We start from the raw sequence: 15,457 nt of genomic DNA, 5'->3' as shown, positions 1-15,457 counted from the left end.
CGCGTCAGGCGTCCAGCCGGGTACCGGGCTCCAGCCGCTGGTACTCGGTGTGGGACAGCGCCGTGTACTGGCGGTCGAGCACCCCCAGCCCGTTCGTGTTCAGCAGCGCGTCGTGCAGCGCGTACGCCCGGCGCGGGGCGACCGCCCGGATGAAGTCGACCACCTCGGAGAACTTCGACCAGGGGGCGTGGATGGGCGCGAAGAGCGTGTCGACCGGCTGGTCCGGCACGACCAGCGAGTCCCCCGGGTGGTAGACCACGTCGTTGATCAGGAAGCCCAGGTTCGCCACCACCGGGATGTCCGGGTGGATCACCGCGTGCTGCCCGCCGTAGGCGCGGATCGCCACCCCGGCCGCGGTGAACCGCTCACCGGGCTGGATCGACTGCAACACCTCCGCCGCGTCGGCCAGGGGCGCGGCGAGCGAGGCCGGCCCGTGCACCGTGAAGGGTCGCCGGTCGAGCTGGCGGGTGATCGCCTCGGCGTTCAGGTGGTCCGGGTGCTCGTGCGTGATCAGTACCGCGTCCGCCCCGTCGAGCGCCGCCGGGTCGTTGAAGATCCCGGGATCGATGACCAGCACGCCGCCGTCGTGCTCCACCCGTAGGCAGGAGTGGGCGTACTTGGTGAGCTGCATCGTGACTCCTCGATTATCGAATCGTGACGTCCTCAGCGCAGTCTGCCGGAACCGGCGTGCTGGCGCGCCGCGTCCGAGGTATCGCCCATCCGGGCGAGCAGAGGGGAGCGGGGATGGACGTGCGGGAACGACGCCACCGCGGCGCGCCGTTGGCGGCGCTGGGACTGGTGGCGGTGCTGGTGCTGGGCGGCTGCGGAGCCGGCGGCTCCGGCGATGACACGGCGACCTCGAACGAGGCGCCGGCGGCCGGAGCGGCGGACCGCGACGCGGCGGGCGGCGGCGCGCCGGCCGAGGCCGGGGCGGGCGCACCCGACCTGCGCGTCGACCAGCGTTCGATCATCTACACCGGAACGATGCTGGTCCAGGTGGACGATGTGGACACCGCCGCCCGCAGCGCGGTGACGGCGGTGACCGCGGTGGGTGGCTTCGTCGGCGGTGACCAGCGCTCCAGCTCCGACGCGGACGCCCGGGCGGAGCTGGAGCTTCGGGTGCCGGCGGCGAGGTTCACCGCGGTGATCGACGAGCTGGCCAAGCTGGGCCGGCAGGAGCGGCGGGAGATCCACACCCAGGACGTCACCGAGGAGACCATCGACCTGGACGCGCGGATCGCGAGCCAGCGCGCCCGGGTGGAGAGCGCCCGTCGGCTGCTCGCCCGGGCCACCACGATCACCGATCTGGTGTCGCTGGAGGGCGAGCTGGCCCGGCGGGAGGCCGACCTGGCCTCACTGGAGGCGAAGAAGCGCCGACTGGCCGACCTGACCGCGCTCTCCACCATCACGCTGACCCTGGTGGGGCCGGACGTGAGCACGGCGGACGAGGAGTCCGAGATCGGCTTCCTGGTCGGGTTGAGCGGCGGCTGGAAGGTCTTCCTGGCCTCGATGACCATCCTGCTGACCGTGCTGGGCGCGGTGCTGCCGTGGCTGATCGCCTTCGGCGTACCGGTGGCGGCGCTGCTCGTGGTGCTGCGCCGGCGGCGTCGTCGTCGGCCCGCGGCAGCGGTCAGCGCGCCGCCGCCAGTGCCCGCAGCGCGGTCTGCACCATGACCCGGACGCCGGCCGGGATGGCCCGCTCGTCGACGTCGAACGAGGCGCGGTGCAGGTCGACGTTGGGCCCGGACCGGCCGACGCCCAGCCGGGCCAGCGCGCCGGGGACGTACTCCAGGTACCAGGAGAAGTCCTCGCCACCCATGCTCTGCGGGGTCTCCGCGACGCCCTCCGGGCCGAGGGCGGCAGTGGTGGCGGCGGTGAGAACCTGAATGGCCCGCGAGTCGTTGCTGACCGGCGGCCGGCCGCGCAGGTACTCCAGGTCGACGGTCGCGCCGGTCGGGGCGATCACGTCCCGCACCACCTGAGCGACGATCTTCGGCGCCAGCTCCCAGGTGTCGCGGTCCATCACCCGCAGGGTGCCGGCCGCGCACGCCTCGGAGGGAATGACGTTGTAGCGGGTGCCGGCCGACGCGTGGCCGAAGACCAGCAGCAGCCCGCTGTTGGCCGGTACCCGGCGGCTGACCAGCGCGGGCACCTCGGTGACCAGCCGGCCGAGCGCGTCGACCAGGTCGACGGTGAGGTGCGGGCGCGCGGTGTGCCCGCCGGGCCCGGTCAGCCGGACGGTGACGTTGTCCGCGGCGGCGGTGATCGGGCCGACCCGCAGGCCGATCTGGCCCACCGGGAGGTTGGGGTCGCAGTGCAGCGCGAAGATCTGCACCACGTCGTCCAGGCCGCCGGCCTCGATGACCTCCAGCGAGCCGCAGGGCAGGATCTCCTCGGCCGGCTGGAAGATCAGCCGGACCCGGCCGTCCAGCTCGCCGAGGGCGGCGAGCTGACCCAGCAGCATGCCGACGCCGAGCATGACCGAGGTGTGCACGTCGTGGCCGCAGGCGTGGCAGACGCCGTCCACGGTGGAGCGGTAGGGGACGTCCTTGACGTCGGTCAGCGGCAGCGCGTCGATGTCCGCGCGCAGGGCGATCACCGGACCGTCGGGGCGGCCGTTGATGTCGCAGAGCACGCCGTTGCCCTTGGGCAGCATCCGGGGGTTCAGCCCGGCCAGCGAGAGTTCCCGGGCGATCAGCGTGGCCGTGGCGAACTCGCTGCCGGAGAGTTCCGGGTGCGCGTGGATGTGACGACGGGTGGCGATGAGGCCGGGTACCCGTAGCGCGAGCAGGTTGTCCAGCTCGAACGGCAGGGGGTGGGACCCGGATGGCGCCTCCGGCCAGGGCGACGCCAACTGGCTGCCGGTCGGCAACATCATCGCACTCGTCACGTCGAATTCTCGATCACTAGAGATGGATGGATCATCGGGAACAGCAGACAGCCTAGACCTCCGCCGGTGACGCTGCGCAACCTCGTTACGGTAGTGATCGGACCGCGCAGCGTCACGAATGCCCTGCTGAGAGCGCTCGGGGATCGGCGGGACAGCAGGTAGATCGCGTTCGAACGCCGTCATCCGCCGTCTCACCTCCTACAACGCGTAACCGATTCAGCGGTCACGAAATCGAGCGTCCGTACTGGGCCTCTCGTTGCGAATTGTCGCATTAGTCGGTCTGATGAACCGACACTCCGGCAATTAGCCGACCACTCTCCGCAACGAACGGCTACCGACGCTCACATGCACCGGTGCGGGAAGACCGCACAGGGTGTCCGTCCCCGTTCACCGGGTCGGGGTACCCGCAAACCTCGTGGGCACACACCACGCCGGTCGGGGCCACGCCGCACCAGCCGGGGAACTGTCTTCGACTGTAGCGCTCGACGAACCCGATCATCACGCACCTGACCAGCGGAAACACGACAGCAACCCGGCACCGGGAACCGGTGCCGGGTTGCGGTGCGCCGACTCAGAACCGGTCGGTGGGCCGGTAGAGGCCCCACGCCTCGCGCAGCGTCCCGCAGACCTCGCCGACCGTGGCCCGGGCCCGCAGCGCGTCCTTCATCGGGTAGAGCACGTTCTCGGTGCCGTCGGCGGCGGCACGCAGCTCGGCGAGGGCCCGCTCAACCGCGCCGGCGTCCCGGCTACGCCGCAGCTGGGCCAGGCGCTCCGCCTGCGCCGCCTCGATCGCCGGGTCGACCCGAAGCGGCTCGTAGGGCTCCTCGTCGTCGATCCGGAACCGGTTCAGCCCGACCACCACCCGCTCGCCAGAGTCGATCTCCTGGGCGATCCGGTACGCGGACTGCTCGATCTCCCGCTTCTGGAACCCGGCCTCGATCGCGTCCACCGCCGAACCGTGGTCGGCGACCCGGTCCATCAGCTCGATCGCCGCCGCCTCCAGCTCGGCCGTCATCGCCTCGACCACGTACGAGCCGGCGAACGGGTCGACGGTGGCCGTCAGGTCGGTCTCGTACGCCAGCACCTGCTGGGTACGCAGCGCCAGTCGGGCCGCCTTCTCGGTCGGCAGCGCGATCGCCTCGTCGAAGCTGTTGGTGTGCAGCGACTGGGTGCCGCCGAGCACCGCGGCGAGCCCCTGCACCGCGACCCGGACCAGGTTCACCTCGGGCTGCTGGGCGGTGAGCTGCACCCCCGCGGTCTGGGTGTGGAACCGCAGCATCATCGACTTCGGATCCTTCGCGCCGAAGTCGTCGCGCATCAGCCGGGCCCAGATCCGCCGGGCCGCCCGGAACTTGGCGACCTCCTCGATCAGCGTCGTCCGGGCCACGAAGAAGAACGACAGCCGGGGGGCGAAGTCGTCCACCGCGAGCCCGGCGGCGAGCGCGGCCCGGACGTACTCCACCCCGTTGGCCAGGGTGAACGCGATCTCCTGAGCGGGGGACGCCCCGGCCTCGGCCATGTGGTAGCCGGAGATGGAGATGGTGTTCCACTTCGGCACCTCGGCGCGGCAGTAGCCGAAGGTGTCCGCGACCAGCCGCAGCGAGGGCTTCGGCGGGAAGATGTACGTGCCCCGGGCGATGTACTCCTTGAGGATGTCGTTCTGGATGGTCCCGTTCAACGCCGAGCCGGGGACGCCGTTCTCCTCCGCCACCAGTTGGTAGAGCAGGAGCAGCACCGAGCCGGGCGCGTTGATGGTCATCGAGGTCGAGACCTTGTCCAGCGGGATGCCGTCGAAGAGCAGCCGCATGTCCTCGATGGAGTCGATGGCCACCCCCACCTTGCCCACCTCGCCGTGCGCGATCGGGTCGTCGGAGTCGTAGCCCATCTGGGTCGGCAGGTCGAAGGCGACCGAGAGGCCCATCGTGCCGGCCCGCAGCAGCTGGTGGTAGCGCGCGTTCGACTCGGTGGCGGTGCCGAAGCCGGCGTACTGACGCATGGTCCACGGGCGGGAGGTGTACATGGTGGGGTAGACCCCGCGGGTGTACGGGAACTCGCCGGGGCCGCCCAGCCGGGAGTCCAGTTCCGCCGGGAGGTCGGCCGCCGTGTAGACGCCCTTGATCGGGAAACCGGACTCGCTTGACCGCCGTTCGCTCATTACCGGATGGTAGGACGCCGGGCGGCCGGACCGGGTGAGGGATACCGCACACTGCGTCCACGAAGGTCGACCTGAGGTGAACAGTCGGGTACGGAACGTGGACTTCGATAAACGTCCGACGCGTCGGCTTTCGCATCGGGCGTCGGAACCAGCAAGATAGGGGGGTTGTGTCCCAGCCCCCTCGATATCCCCCGGTGGCTCTTCTGTGACTCAGATCCCGACCTGGAGCGGCGGACCTGCCAGTCCTCCCAACGGGCGCGCGGCACCCGGCACCACCATCGGTGGTCGCTACTCGCTGCGCTCCTCGGTGGGCAACGGCGGCATGGGTACGGTCTGGCGTGCCACAGACACCCTGCTGCGGCGGGACGTGGCGGTCAAGGAGGTCGTCCTCCCCCCGGGGCTGGCCCCCAGCGACCGTGACGCGATGTACGAGCGCACGCTCCGCGAGGCCCGGGCCGCCGCGGCGATCCAGCACCCGGCGGTGGTGCAGGTGTACGACGTGGTCACCGAGGGTGGCCGACCGTGGATCGTGATGGAGCTGCTGGACGCCCGCAGCCTCGCCGACATGGTGATCGAGGACGGCCCGGTCGCGCCGCGCGCGGTGGCCAAGATCGGCATCGCCCTGCTCGGCGCGCTGGAGGTGGCGCACGCGATCGGCGTGCTGCACCGCGACGTCAAGCCGGCCAACGTGCTGATCTGCTCCGACGGCCGCTGCGTGCTGACCGACTTCGGGGTGGCCCGGATGCCCACCGACGTGCAGCTCACCACGCCCGGGATGGTGCTCGGCTCGCCGCACTTCATCTCCCCCGAGCGGGCCATGGGCCAGGAGTTCGGCCCGCCCAGCGACCTCTTCTCGCTCGGTGTGACGCTCTACACGGCGGTCGAGGGGCGCCCCCCGTTCGACAAGGGCGACCCGATCGAGACCATGCACGCGGTGGTCGAGGACCCGCCCGCCCCGCCGCAGCGCAGCGGCCCGCTGACCCGGGTGCTGATGGGCCTTCTGGAGAAGGACCCGAGCCGCCGGCTCGACGTGCACACCTCCCGGGCCATGCTCCGCGAGCTGCTGGCCGGCCCGCTGGGCAGCACCGCCACCGCCGTGCACTCGGTGACCGACCCGTACGCCGTGGTGCCCGTGCAGCGCCCGGTCTCGCCCCCTCCGCCGGCCCAGCCGGAGCCCAAGCCCAGCGGCCAGATCGGCGGGCGGGCGATGCTCGGCCCCGGTGAGTCGCTGACCGACCGGCTGGCCGAGCTGCGCCGGGGCGAGCGGCCGAAGCCTGCCGCCGCCGACGCCGCCGCGCTCGACGAGACCAGCGCCGACGCGCTGGCCGGTCCGCTGCACACGCCCACCGGCGCGATGCCGACGCCGGGCCGCCCGGCGACCGGCCGCACCTACGGTGGCGCCGACGCCACCCAGCGGGTGGACGCCGGCGCCCACCCGGACGCCACCCAGCGGGTCACCTGGGGCGCCCGACCGGACGCCACCCAGGCCGTCCCCTACGCGGGCGGGTCCGACGCCACCCAGCGGGTGGGGGGCACCTACGGCGGCGGCCAGTGGTCGGTGCCGGGCACCGGCCAGCCCTGGGCCGCGCCGGCCAACCCGCCCGGCGCGGGTGGCAAGCCGCTCGACCGGGCCCGCCGGATGGGCGGAGAGCTGGTCGGCACCGTCAAGGGCTGGCCGCGCAAGGTCCAGCTCGCCGCGGCCGGTGGGGTCGCCGTGCTGCTGCTCATCGGGGTGATCGCCCTGTCCAGCGGCGACGACCCGGCACCCCCGGCGCCGCAGGCCCAGCCAACGGCCACCGCACCCGCCGGCCCCGGCGTCGAGATGCAGGAGCACTCCGCCCGCGGCGTCCAGGTGATGGTGCCCAAGGGTTGGGAGCGGGCGACCGGCGGTCTCTACATCGACTACGTCGACCCGGAGGACTCCGGGCGCAAGGTGCGCATCCTCACCGAGAACTTCGGCGGCAGCAGCTCGATGCGCTGGGCCGAGATCGCCGAGGGCGGGCTGAAGAAGGCGAAGTCCTGCCCCAAGCCGTACACCCAGCTCTCGATGACGGAGCAGGAGCTGGCTGGCAAGGCGGCCGCCGAGTTCGAGTACACCTGCGGCGAGGGCGACACCAGACGGCACGGCGTCTGGCGGGGCGTGGTCAGCGGCGGAAAGATCTACTCGTTCTACCTCAGCTCGACCGAGGCGAAGTTCGCGGAGAGCAAGCCGATCTTCGACGAGATGGTGCGCACGTTCCAGCTCACCGCCGCGGGCTGAGCCGGAGGGAACCGTCAGCGGTGATCCGCCGGCGTGCTATCAAGAGGCATGCCGGCGGAAACCACTGACATCGACGACATTCGCGAGCAAGCCCGACGCTGGCTCGACGACGACCCGGACCCGGCCAGCCGGGCGGAGCTGCGGGCGGTGCTCGACCGGCTGCCGGCGAGCGCCCCGGAGCTGGCCGACCGCTTCGCCGGCCCGCTGACCTTCGGCACCGCCGGGCTGCGCGGCCCCCTGCGGGCCGGCCCGAACGGGATGAACCTCGCGGTGGTCACCCAGGCCGCCGCCGGGCTGGTCGGCTGGCTCGCCGCCCAGGGCGGCACCGGCCCGCTGGTGATCGGGTACGACGCGCGCTACGGCTCCCGCGAGTTCGCCGAGCGGACCGCCCAGGTGGCCACCGGGACGGGGCGACCGGCACTGCTGCTGCCCCGACCGCTGCCGACCCCGGTGCTCGCGTACGCCGTCCGGCGCCTCGGCGCGGTGGCCGGAGTGATGGTCACCGCCAGCCACAACCCGCCACAGGACAACGGCTACAAGGTCTACCTCGGTGCCGAGCTCGGCGGCGAGCTGGGCGCGGGGGCGCAGATCGTGCCGCCGGCGGACGCCGGCATCGAGGCCGCGATCCGGGCGGTCGGCCCGCTGACCGAGGTGCCGCTCGGCCCGCCCGGCCAGGTGCTCGGCGACGATCTGGTGGCCTCCTACGTGGAGCGGGCCACCGCGGTGATCGCACCGGACGGGTCGCGGGAGCTGTCGGTGGCGTACACCCCGCTGCACGGGGTGGGCGCGGCGGTGCTCACCGCCGCCTTCGCCCGGGCCGGCTTCCCAGTGCCCGGGGTGGTGCCCGAGCAGGCCGAGCCGGACCCGGCCTTCCCCACGGTCTCCTTTCCCAACCCGGAGGAGCCCGGTGCGGTGGACAAGTTGGTGGCGCTCGCCGACGCCACCGCGGCCGACATCGCCATCGCGAACGACCCGGACGCGGACCGCTGCGCGGTCGCCGTGCGGGACGCGGTCACCGGCTGGCGGATGCTGCGCGGCGACGAGGTGGGCGTGCTCCTCGCCGACCACCTGATGCGTCGCGGCGTGACCGGCCTCTACGCCACCACGATCGTGTCGTCGTCGCTGCTGCGGGCGATGTGCGCCGCCCGGGGCCTGCCCTACGACGAGACGTTGACCGGGTTCAAGTGGATCGTGCGGGCCGGCGGGGGCTCGGCGCCGCTGGTCTTCGGCTACGAGGAGGCGCTCGGCTACTGCGTCGCCCCCGACCACGTGCGGGACAAGGACGGCATCACCGCCGCGCTGACCGTGGCCGAGCTGGCCGCCGGGCTCAAGGCACAGGGGCGCACCCTCACCGACCGGTTGGACGAGCTGGCGGCCGAGTTCGGCGTGCACCACACCGACCAGCTCTCGGTGCGGGTGGACGACCTGCGGGAGATCGCCGACGCGATGGCCCGGATCCGGGCGGCCACCCCGACCACGCTGCTCGGGCACCCGGTCACCGCGACCGAGGACCTGCTCCCCGAGTCGGACGTGGTGATCCTGCGCACCGACGCGGCCCGGGTGGTGATCCGTCCGTCCGGCACCGAACCGAAGCTCAAGGCGTACCTGGAGGTGGTGGAGCCGGTCGCGGAAGGCGAGGTCGGCGCCGCCCGCGACCGCGCCACCCAGTCCGTGGCCGCCCTCCGCTCAGAAATCGCCACCGCCCTCGGCATCTGACGCGTTGATCAAGAGGTTTGCGTCAGGCAAGCCGCGAATCCTGACGCGAACCTCTTGATCAACAGCAGCGGGTGCGACTAGCGGCGGGGGCCGAGGGCGTGGTCGACCGCCTGGGCGAGGGCGGCGACGACCAGGCCCACCGAGGGGCGGACCACGGAGTCGTCCAGGCTCACGTCGCCGGAGAACCCGGCGCCGGTGGCGATCTCCGCCAGCCGCTGGCGGGCCTCCTCGGCGGTCTGCCCGTCCACGCCGAGCGCGGACTCCATCCGCAGCACCGCGACCAGGGTGGCCAGCGCGGCCGTCCGCTCGTCGGGGACCAGCCCGCCGGTGAGCGCCTCGGCCAGCCGGCGGCGGGTGTCCGCCTCCACCGAGGTGTCCACGACCGGGTAGCGGTGCACGTGAATGAAGCCCAGCTCGGTCTCGTCCACGTCCCGCACCACGCCCTGGGTGCACAGGTCGCCGAGGATCCGGTCACGCAGGCCGTGCCGCAGCCGCTGCACCCAGGAGGCGGGGGTGTGCGGGGTGTCGCTGGCGATCCTGGCGAGGACCGCGTCGGCGATCGGTTCGCCGGTGGGTGTCGGGTCGACCGCGGCCAGGTTTCCGTCGGCGTACGCGATCCGACCGGCGAGGGCCAGCTCGATCAGCACCGCGGCGGCCATGCCCAGATCGAGGCTGATCCGCGGCATGGTCGCCTTGCCGGTTTCGTCGTCGTACGCGAGAAGCAGCAACTCCTCGGCGAGCGCAACACCAGTCATGGCCCGGAACGGTAGCCGCTGCGCGCACCCCGCGCACGAACTCGCCGAGGGTCGGGCCGACGTCAGAAGCGGGGCATCCCGCCGAACTGGCGGTCGCCCGCGTCACCGAGCCCGGGGACGATGAACATCCGGTCGTTGAGGTCCTGGTCGATCGACGCCGTGACCAGGCGCAGCGGCAGTCCGGAGCGCTCCAGCCGCTCGATGCCGACCGGCGCGGCCAGCACGCAGAGCACCGTGATGTCGGTGCAGCCGCGGTCGGCGAGCAGCCGGCAGCAGTGCTCCAGCGAACCACCGGTGGCGAGCATCGGGTCGAGCACCAGCACCGGCAGGCCGGCCAGGTCCCGGGGCAGCGACTCCATGTAGGCGCGCGGCTCGTACGTCTCCTCGTCCCGGGCCAGGCCGACGAAGCCCATCGAGGACTCCGGCAGCAGGCCCAGCGCGGCGTCGGCCATGCCGAGGCCGGCGCGCAGCACCGGCACCAGCAGCGGCGGGTTCGCCAGCCGGGTGCCCTCGGTGCTGGTGACCGGGGTCTGCACCGGGTACCGCTCGACCGGGAAGGAGCGCGCCGCCTCGTACACCAGCATGGTGGTCAGTTCGTGCAGCGCCGCCCGGAACGAGGAGGAGTCGGTGCGCTCGTCCCGCATGGCAGTCAACCGGGACTGGGCCAGCGGGTGGTCAATGACGTGTACGTCCACGATCGCTCAACCTACCGAACGCAGCGGGCCGATACGCGGTCGCGGGCGGACGGGCGACGCCGCTCACTCCCGACGCCTGCGGGGAGCCCGACGGGACGGCAGTGACCAAGATCACTCAGCCGGTGGATGCGTAGACTTCCTGGCATGACGGCGACAGCGACGTCGGCCCGGTCGGACCTCTCCGAGCTGGGACGATCCGAGACCGCTCTGCGGACCTTCCTGCACGGCCTGCCCGGCGTGGACCAGGTGGGCGCGGAGCAGCGGGCGGCACAGCTCGGCACCCGCTCCATCAAGACCACCGCCAAGGCCCAGGCGATCGACCTGGCGATCCGGATGGTCGACCTCACCACCCTCGAAGGGGCCGACACCCCGGGCAAGGTGCGGGCGCTGGCCGCCAAGGCGCTGCGCCCGGACCCGGCCGACCCGTCCTGCCCGCACGTCGGCGCGGTCTGCGTCTACCCGGCGATGGTCCCGTACGTGGCCGAGGTGCTGCGCGGCAGCAAGGTGCACCTGGCCAGCGTGGCCACCGCCTTCCCGTCCGGGCAGGCGCCGCTCGACGTCAAGCTCGCCGACACCCGGGCGGCCGTCGCGGCCGGCGCCGACGAGATCGACATGGTGATCAACCGCGGTGCCTTCCTGGCCGGCCGCTACTCCGAGGTGTACGACGAGATCGTCGCCACCAAGGAGGCCTGCGGCGACGCGCACCTGAAGGTGATCCTGGAGACCGGCGAGCTGGCCACGTACGACAACGTGCGGCGCGCCTCCTGGCTGGCCATGCTCGCCGGCGGCGACTTCATCAAGACCTCCACCGGCAAGGTTCCGGTGGCCGCCACCCCGCCGGTGACCCTGGTGATGCTGGAGGCGGTGCGCGACTTCCGCGCCGCCACCGGCCGGCAGGTCGGCGTGAAGCCGGCCGGCGGCATCAAGAACACCAAGGACGCGATCAAGTACCTGGTGATGGTCAACGAGACGGTCGGCGCGGACTGGCTGGACCCGGACTGGTTCCGCTTCGGCGCCTCCAGCCTCCTCAATGACCTGCTGATGCAGCGCACCAAGCTGACGACCGGCGTCTACGCCGGCCCCGACTACTTCACCCTGGACTGAGCCCGATGTTCGAATACGCCCCCGCCCCCGAGTCCCGCTCGGTGGTGGACATCAAGCCCTCCTACGGGCTCTTCATCGACGGAAAGTTCGTCGACCCGACCGACGGCGGCAGCTTCAAGTCGGTCAACCCCGCCTCCGAGGAGGTGCTGGCCGAGGTCGCCGAGGGCGGCGCCCAGGACGTGGACCGCGCGGTCAAGGCCGCCCGGGCGGCGTACGAGAAGGTCTGGGGCCCGATGCCGGGCCGCGACCGGGCCAAGTACCTGTTCCGGATCGCCCGGATCATTCAGGAGCGCTCCCGCGAGCTGGCCGTGCTGGAGTCGCTGGACAACGGCAAGCCGATCAAGGAGTCCCGGGACGTCGACCTGCCGCTGGTCGCCGCGCACTTCTTCTACTACGCCGGCTGGGCCGACAAGCTGGAGCACGCCGGGTTCGGCGCCAACCCCCGGCCGCTCGGCGTGGCGGCGCAGGTCATCCCGTGGAACTTCCCGCTGCTGATGCTGGCCTGGAAGATCGCCCCGGCGCTCGCCGCCGGTAACACGGTGGTGCTGAAGCCGGCCGAGACCACCCCGCTGACCGCGCTGCTCTTCGCCGAGATCTGCCAGCAGGCCGAGCTGCCGGCCGGTGTGGTCAACATCGTCACCGGCGCGGGCGAGACCGGCCGGGCGCTGGTCGAGCACCCGGGGGTCGACAAGGTCGCCTTCACCGGGTCGACGGAGGTCGGCCGGGCCATCGCCCGCTCGGTCGCCGGCACCCGTAAGAAGCTCACCCTGGAGCTGGGCGGCAAGGCGGCCAACATCGTCTTCGACGACGCGCCGATCGACCAGGCGGTCGAGGGCATCGTCAACGGGATCTTCTTCAACCAGGGGCACGTCTGCTGCGCCGGCTCCCGGCTGCTGATCCAGGAGAACGTCGCCGACCGGGTGCTGGAGTCGCTCAAGCGGCGGATGGCCCAGCTGCGGCTCGGCGACCCGCTGGACAAGAACACCGACATCGGCGCGATCAACTCGGCGGCCCAGCTGGCCCGGATCCGCGAACTCTCCGACGCGGGCTCGGCCGAGGGCGCGGAGCGCTGGTCGCCGCCGTGCGAGCTGCCCGACCGGGGCTTCTGGTTCGCCCCGACCATCTTCACCGGGGTCACCCAGGCGCACCGGATCGCCCGGGAGGAGATCTTCGGCCCGGTGCTCTCGGTGCTCACCTTCCGCACCCCGGCCGAGGCGGTGGAGAAGGCGAACAACACGCCGTACGGGCTGTCCGCCGGGATCTGGACCGACAAGGGTTCCCGGATCCTGTGGATGGCCGACCGACTGCGCGCCGGCGTCGTCTGGGCCAACACGTTCAACAAGTTCGACCCCACCTCGCCGTTCGGCGGCTACAAGGAGTCGGGCTACGGTCGCGAGGGCGGCCGGCACGGGCTGGAGGGCTACCTCAATGTCTGAGCGGGTCGCGGTACGCAAGACGTACAAGCTCTTCATCGGCGGGAAGTTCCCGCGCAGCGAGTCGGGACGGTCGTATCTCGTGCAGGACTCCAACGTCTCTCTTGCCTCCCGCAAGGACGCGCGGGACGCCGTGGTCGCCGCCCGCGCCGCTGTGAAGGGCTGGGCCGGGGCGACCGCGTACAACCGGGGTCAGATCCTCTACCGGGTCGCGGAGATGCTGGAGGGCCGGCGCGAGCAGTTCGTCGCCCTCGGTGTCCCGGCCGACGAGGTGGACGCGGCGATCGACCGCTGGGTCTGGTACGCCGGCTGGTCCGACAAGCTCGCCCAGGTGTACGGCGGGGCGAACCCGGTGGCCGGCCCGTACTTCAACATCTCGGCGCCGGAGCCGACCGGCGTGGTGGCCGTGGTGGCCCCGGAGCAGCCGGCGCTGCTCGGCCTGGTCAGTGTGGTCGCCCCGGCGATCGTGACCGGCAACACCGTCGTGGTGGCCGCGTCACCGGCGCAGCCCCTCGCGGCGGTCACCCTGGCCGAGGTGCTGGCCACCTCGGATCTGCCCGGTGGCGTGGTGAACCTGCTCACCGGCCGGATCTCCGAGACGGTGCCGACGCTGGCCAGCCACATGGACGTCAACGCGATCGACCTGACCGGGGTCGCCGACGCCGAACTCGGCGCCGACCTGGAGGTCAAGGCCGCCGAGAACCTCAAGCGGGTGCTCCGGCCGGCCCCGGCGGACCACGACTGGTTCGCCGACCCGGGCGTCGCCCGGATGACCACCCTGCTGGAGACGAAGACGGTCTGGCATCCCAAGGGGGTGTGAGTCTCGTCCCGGCCTTGGGGTTTTCCGGGGAGCCCCGCCCGCTCCGGGCGGTCAGGCTTGATCCGTGCGCGGGCGGGGCGCCCCGGAAAACCTGACGTGGGCCAGGTCCGCGCCGGGGGTCAGCTCGGGTGTGCTGCCGTGGGAGGGATCTACTACCGGGGGTAGGATTGTGGCGTGACTCGGCTTGGTGATCTCGAACGTGCGGTGATGGACGTGCTCTGGGACTCGGTCCCGGGCACGTCGGACGGCGTCACCGTGCGGGAGGTGGCCGACGCGCTGGCCGGCCGGGAGCTGGCCTACACCACGGTGATGACCGTGCTGGACCGGCTGGCCGGCAAGGGCATGGTGCAGCGCGAACGGGAGGGCCGGGCCTGGCGCTACCGCGCCGCGGGCACCCGCGAGGGGCACATCGCCCAGCTCATGCTCGACGCGCTCGACCTGGGCGGCAGCCGGGACGCGGCGCTGGTGCGCTTCGCCCGCTCGGTGACCGGCACGGAGGCCGAGGTGCTGCGCGCCGCGCTCTCCGCCGAGGCCGCCGGCGCCAGGCCGGCCGAGGACGCGCTCACCGATCAGATCGATCCGCCGGTCACCCGCCCGGCCCCCGCCGACGAGGCAGCGGACCGGTAGGGCGGCTGCCATGGCGTACGCCCTGCACTTCGCCCTGACCGTCCTGGCCTGCTGGCTGACCGCGCAGGTGCTCGCCCGGTCCACCTGGACGTGGCGCAGCCCACGGGTGGCCATCGTCTGCTGGCAGGCGGTCGGTCTGGCGCTCGGGCTCTCCGCCATGGGCCTGCCGATGGCGCTCGGGCTGGCCGGGTACGACCAGCCCACCGGCACCGCCCTGGTCTCCCTCTTCGACGATCTGCTGCACGACCGTCTCCCCGCCGGGCTGGGGGTGCTGCACCTGGCCGGGGTCAGCTTCGGCTTCGGCATCGGCGCGGTGCTGCTGACCACCACGGTGCGCAGCATCCACGGCGCGGTCCGCGCGCAGCGCCGGCACCGGGAGCTGCTCACCCTGGTGGCCCGGGACGACCCCGCCGCGCCCGGCGCGCTGGTGCTCGACCACCCGAGCGCCGCGGCGTACTGCCTGCCCGGCGTGAAGCCGCGGGTGGTGGTGAGCGCCGGGACGCTGAGCCTGCTGGACCGGGCCGAGCTGGCCGCCGTGCTCACCCATGAGCGGGCACACGCCGAGGAGCGGCACGACCTGGTGCTGCTGCCGTTCACCGCGCTCTGCCGGGCGCTGCCCTGGTTCGGCTGGGTCCGGCGGGCGCATGAGCGGGTCGCGCTGCTGGTCGAGATGCGCGCCGACGACAAGGCCCGCGAGCTGCACGCCGAGGCGCCGCTGGCCGGCGCGCTGCGTCGGTTCGCCGCGGCCGGCCACCGGATCACCCCGGTTGGCGCCCTCGGCATCGGCGACCGGGATCTGGACGTCCGGGTGCAGCGGCTGCTGGTCGCCGACCGGCCACCCCGCCTGATCGGCGCCACCGCGCTGGCCGTGGCTTCCACCCTGGTCGCGCTGCCCGTCTCGCTCTTCCTGAGCTGACCCGCGACACCTCCCCCACAACTACTACGTCTTGTCGTAACATTGTCTACGACGCGACGTAGTAGTTATGCGTAGAGAATCTACGT

Annotated in this window: 13 protein-coding genes; 8 read left to right on the top strand and 5 right to left on the bottom strand. The window is 72.5% G+C overall.

Annotation, left to right across the window (positions count from 1 at the left end):
- Positions 1-4 precede the first annotated feature (4 nt).
- A complete protein-coding gene (locus AB0C04_RS05050) occupies positions 5-631 on the bottom strand; it encodes an MBL fold metallo-hydrolase (protein ID WP_357048424.1) in 627 nt (208 codons plus the stop codon).
- Between the two features lie 113 nt (positions 632-744).
- Here AB0C04_RS05050 and AB0C04_RS05045 point away from each other — a divergent pair, with 113 nt between their 5' ends.
- Positions 745-1,674, top strand: coding sequence for a DUF4349 domain-containing protein (locus tag AB0C04_RS05045; protein ID WP_357048421.1), 930 nt, complete (start codon positions 745-747; stop codon positions 1,672-1,674).
- Here AB0C04_RS05045 and AB0C04_RS05040 read toward each other — a convergent pair.
- A complete protein-coding gene (locus tag AB0C04_RS05040) occupies positions 1,631-2,890 on the bottom strand; it encodes an amidohydrolase (RefSeq protein WP_357048418.1) in 1,260 nt (419 codons plus the stop codon). The two genes, AB0C04_RS05045 and AB0C04_RS05040, sit on opposite strands and share 44 nt — an antisense overlap.
- A 571-nt stretch (positions 2,891-3,461) precedes the next feature.
- Positions 3,462-5,045: a methylmalonyl-CoA mutase family protein gene (locus AB0C04_RS05035; protein ID WP_357048415.1), complete on the bottom strand. Its 1,584-nt coding sequence runs from the start codon at positions 5,043-5,045 to the stop codon at positions 3,462-3,464.
- 205 nt (positions 5,046-5,250) lie between these two features.
- Here AB0C04_RS05035 and AB0C04_RS05030 point away from each other — a divergent pair, with 205 nt between their 5' ends.
- Both AB0C04_RS05030 and AB0C04_RS05025 read left to right on the top strand, forming a co-directional pair.
- Complete coding sequence (locus AB0C04_RS05030; RefSeq protein WP_357048412.1) at positions 5,251-7,305, top strand: serine/threonine-protein kinase; 2,055 nt, start codon at positions 5,251-5,253, stop codon at positions 7,303-7,305.
- A 48-nt stretch (positions 7,306-7,353) separates the two neighbouring features.
- Positions 7,354-9,021 (top strand): phospho-sugar mutase, encoded by a 1,668-nt coding sequence (locus AB0C04_RS05025; protein ID WP_357048409.1) that lies wholly within the window; start codon positions 7,354-7,356, stop codon positions 9,019-9,021.
- A gap of 77 nt (positions 9,022-9,098) precedes the next feature.
- Here AB0C04_RS05025 and AB0C04_RS05020 read toward each other — a convergent pair whose 3' ends face one another.
- Together AB0C04_RS05020 and upp are read right to left on the bottom strand one after the other, a co-directional pair.
- The gene (locus AB0C04_RS05020; RefSeq protein WP_357048406.1) at positions 9,099-9,776 is read right to left on the bottom strand and encodes a GPP34 family phosphoprotein; all 678 of its coding nucleotides are present in this window, start codon (positions 9,774-9,776) and stop codon (positions 9,099-9,101) included.
- A 62-nt stretch (positions 9,777-9,838) separates the two neighbouring features.
- Positions 9,839-10,471, bottom strand: coding sequence for a uracil phosphoribosyltransferase (upp, locus tag AB0C04_RS05015; RefSeq protein WP_350867407.1), 633 nt, complete (start codon positions 10,469-10,471; stop codon positions 9,839-9,841).
- 144 nt (positions 10,472-10,615) lie between these two features.
- On the opposite strand from upp, the gene deoC reads away from it, so the two are divergent.
- The 5 genes from deoC to AB0C04_RS04990 all read left to right on the top strand — a co-directional run bounded on the left by deoC (position 10,616) and on the right by AB0C04_RS04990 (position 15,371).
- Entirely contained in the window at positions 10,616-11,575 is a 960-nt protein-coding gene (gene deoC, locus AB0C04_RS05010) for a deoxyribose-phosphate aldolase (protein ID WP_350867409.1), read from the top strand.
- A 5-nt stretch (positions 11,576-11,580) separates the two neighbouring features.
- Positions 11,581-13,011 carry an aldehyde dehydrogenase family protein gene (locus AB0C04_RS05005; protein WP_357048402.1) on the top strand — a complete coding sequence of 477 codons (1,431 nt, stop codon included), beginning with the start codon at positions 11,581-11,583 and terminating at the stop codon, positions 13,009-13,011.
- Positions 13,004-13,828, top strand: coding sequence for an aldehyde dehydrogenase family protein (locus tag AB0C04_RS05000; protein ID WP_357048399.1), 825 nt, complete (start codon positions 13,004-13,006; stop codon positions 13,826-13,828). Before AB0C04_RS05005 ends, AB0C04_RS05000 begins: the two co-directional genes overlap by 8 nt.
- Positions 13,829-14,002: 174 nt before the next feature.
- Complete coding sequence (locus AB0C04_RS04995; RefSeq protein WP_357048396.1) at positions 14,003-14,455, top strand: BlaI/MecI/CopY family transcriptional regulator; 453 nt, start codon at positions 14,003-14,005, stop codon at positions 14,453-14,455.
- Between the two features lie 10 nt (positions 14,456-14,465).
- Positions 14,466-15,371: a M56 family metallopeptidase gene (locus AB0C04_RS04990; protein ID WP_357048393.1), complete on the top strand. Its 906-nt coding sequence runs from the start codon at positions 14,466-14,468 to the stop codon at positions 15,369-15,371.
- Positions 15,372-15,457 lie beyond the last annotated feature (86 nt).

Source organism: Micromonospora sp. NPDC048909 (genome assembly GCF_040649635.1).
Taxonomy (GTDB): domain Bacteria; phylum Actinomycetota; class Actinomycetes; order Mycobacteriales; family Micromonosporaceae; genus Micromonospora.
The sequence above is the reverse complement of the archived record's forward strand: the minus strand, read 5'-3'. Positions and strand labels throughout refer to the sequence as shown.

What these genes read in the sequence shown, in the direction of transcription:
- AB0C04_RS05020 (WP_357048406.1), bottom strand. Translation starts at nt 9,776, where the DNA reads ATGACTGGTGTTGCGCTCGCCGAGGAGTTGCTGCTTCTCGCGTACGAC.
- AB0C04_RS05045 (WP_357048421.1), top strand. Translation starts at nt 745, where the DNA reads ATGGACGTGCGGGAACGACGCCACCGCGGCGCGCCGTTGGCGGCGCTG.
- AB0C04_RS05000 (WP_357048399.1), top strand. Translation starts at nt 13,004, where the DNA reads ATGTCTGAGCGGGTCGCGGTACGCAAGACGTACAAGCTCTTCATCGGC.
- AB0C04_RS04990 (WP_357048393.1), top strand. Translation starts at nt 14,466, where the DNA reads ATGGCGTACGCCCTGCACTTCGCCCTGACCGTCCTGGCCTGCTGGCTG.
- AB0C04_RS05035 (WP_357048415.1), bottom strand. Translation starts at nt 5,045, where the DNA reads ATGAGCGAACGGCGGTCAAGCGAGTCCGGTTTCCCGATCAAGGGCGTC.
- deoC (WP_350867409.1), top strand. Translation starts at nt 10,616, where the DNA reads ATGACGGCGACAGCGACGTCGGCCCGGTCGGACCTCTCCGAGCTGGGA.
- AB0C04_RS05050 (WP_357048424.1), bottom strand. Translation starts at nt 631, where the DNA reads ATGCAGCTCACCAAGTACGCCCACTCCTGCCTACGGGTGGAGCACGAC.
- AB0C04_RS05025 (WP_357048409.1), top strand. Translation starts at nt 7,354, where the DNA reads ATGCCGGCGGAAACCACTGACATCGACGACATTCGCGAGCAAGCCCGA.
- AB0C04_RS05005 (WP_357048402.1), top strand. Translation starts at nt 11,581, where the DNA reads ATGTTCGAATACGCCCCCGCCCCCGAGTCCCGCTCGGTGGTGGACATC.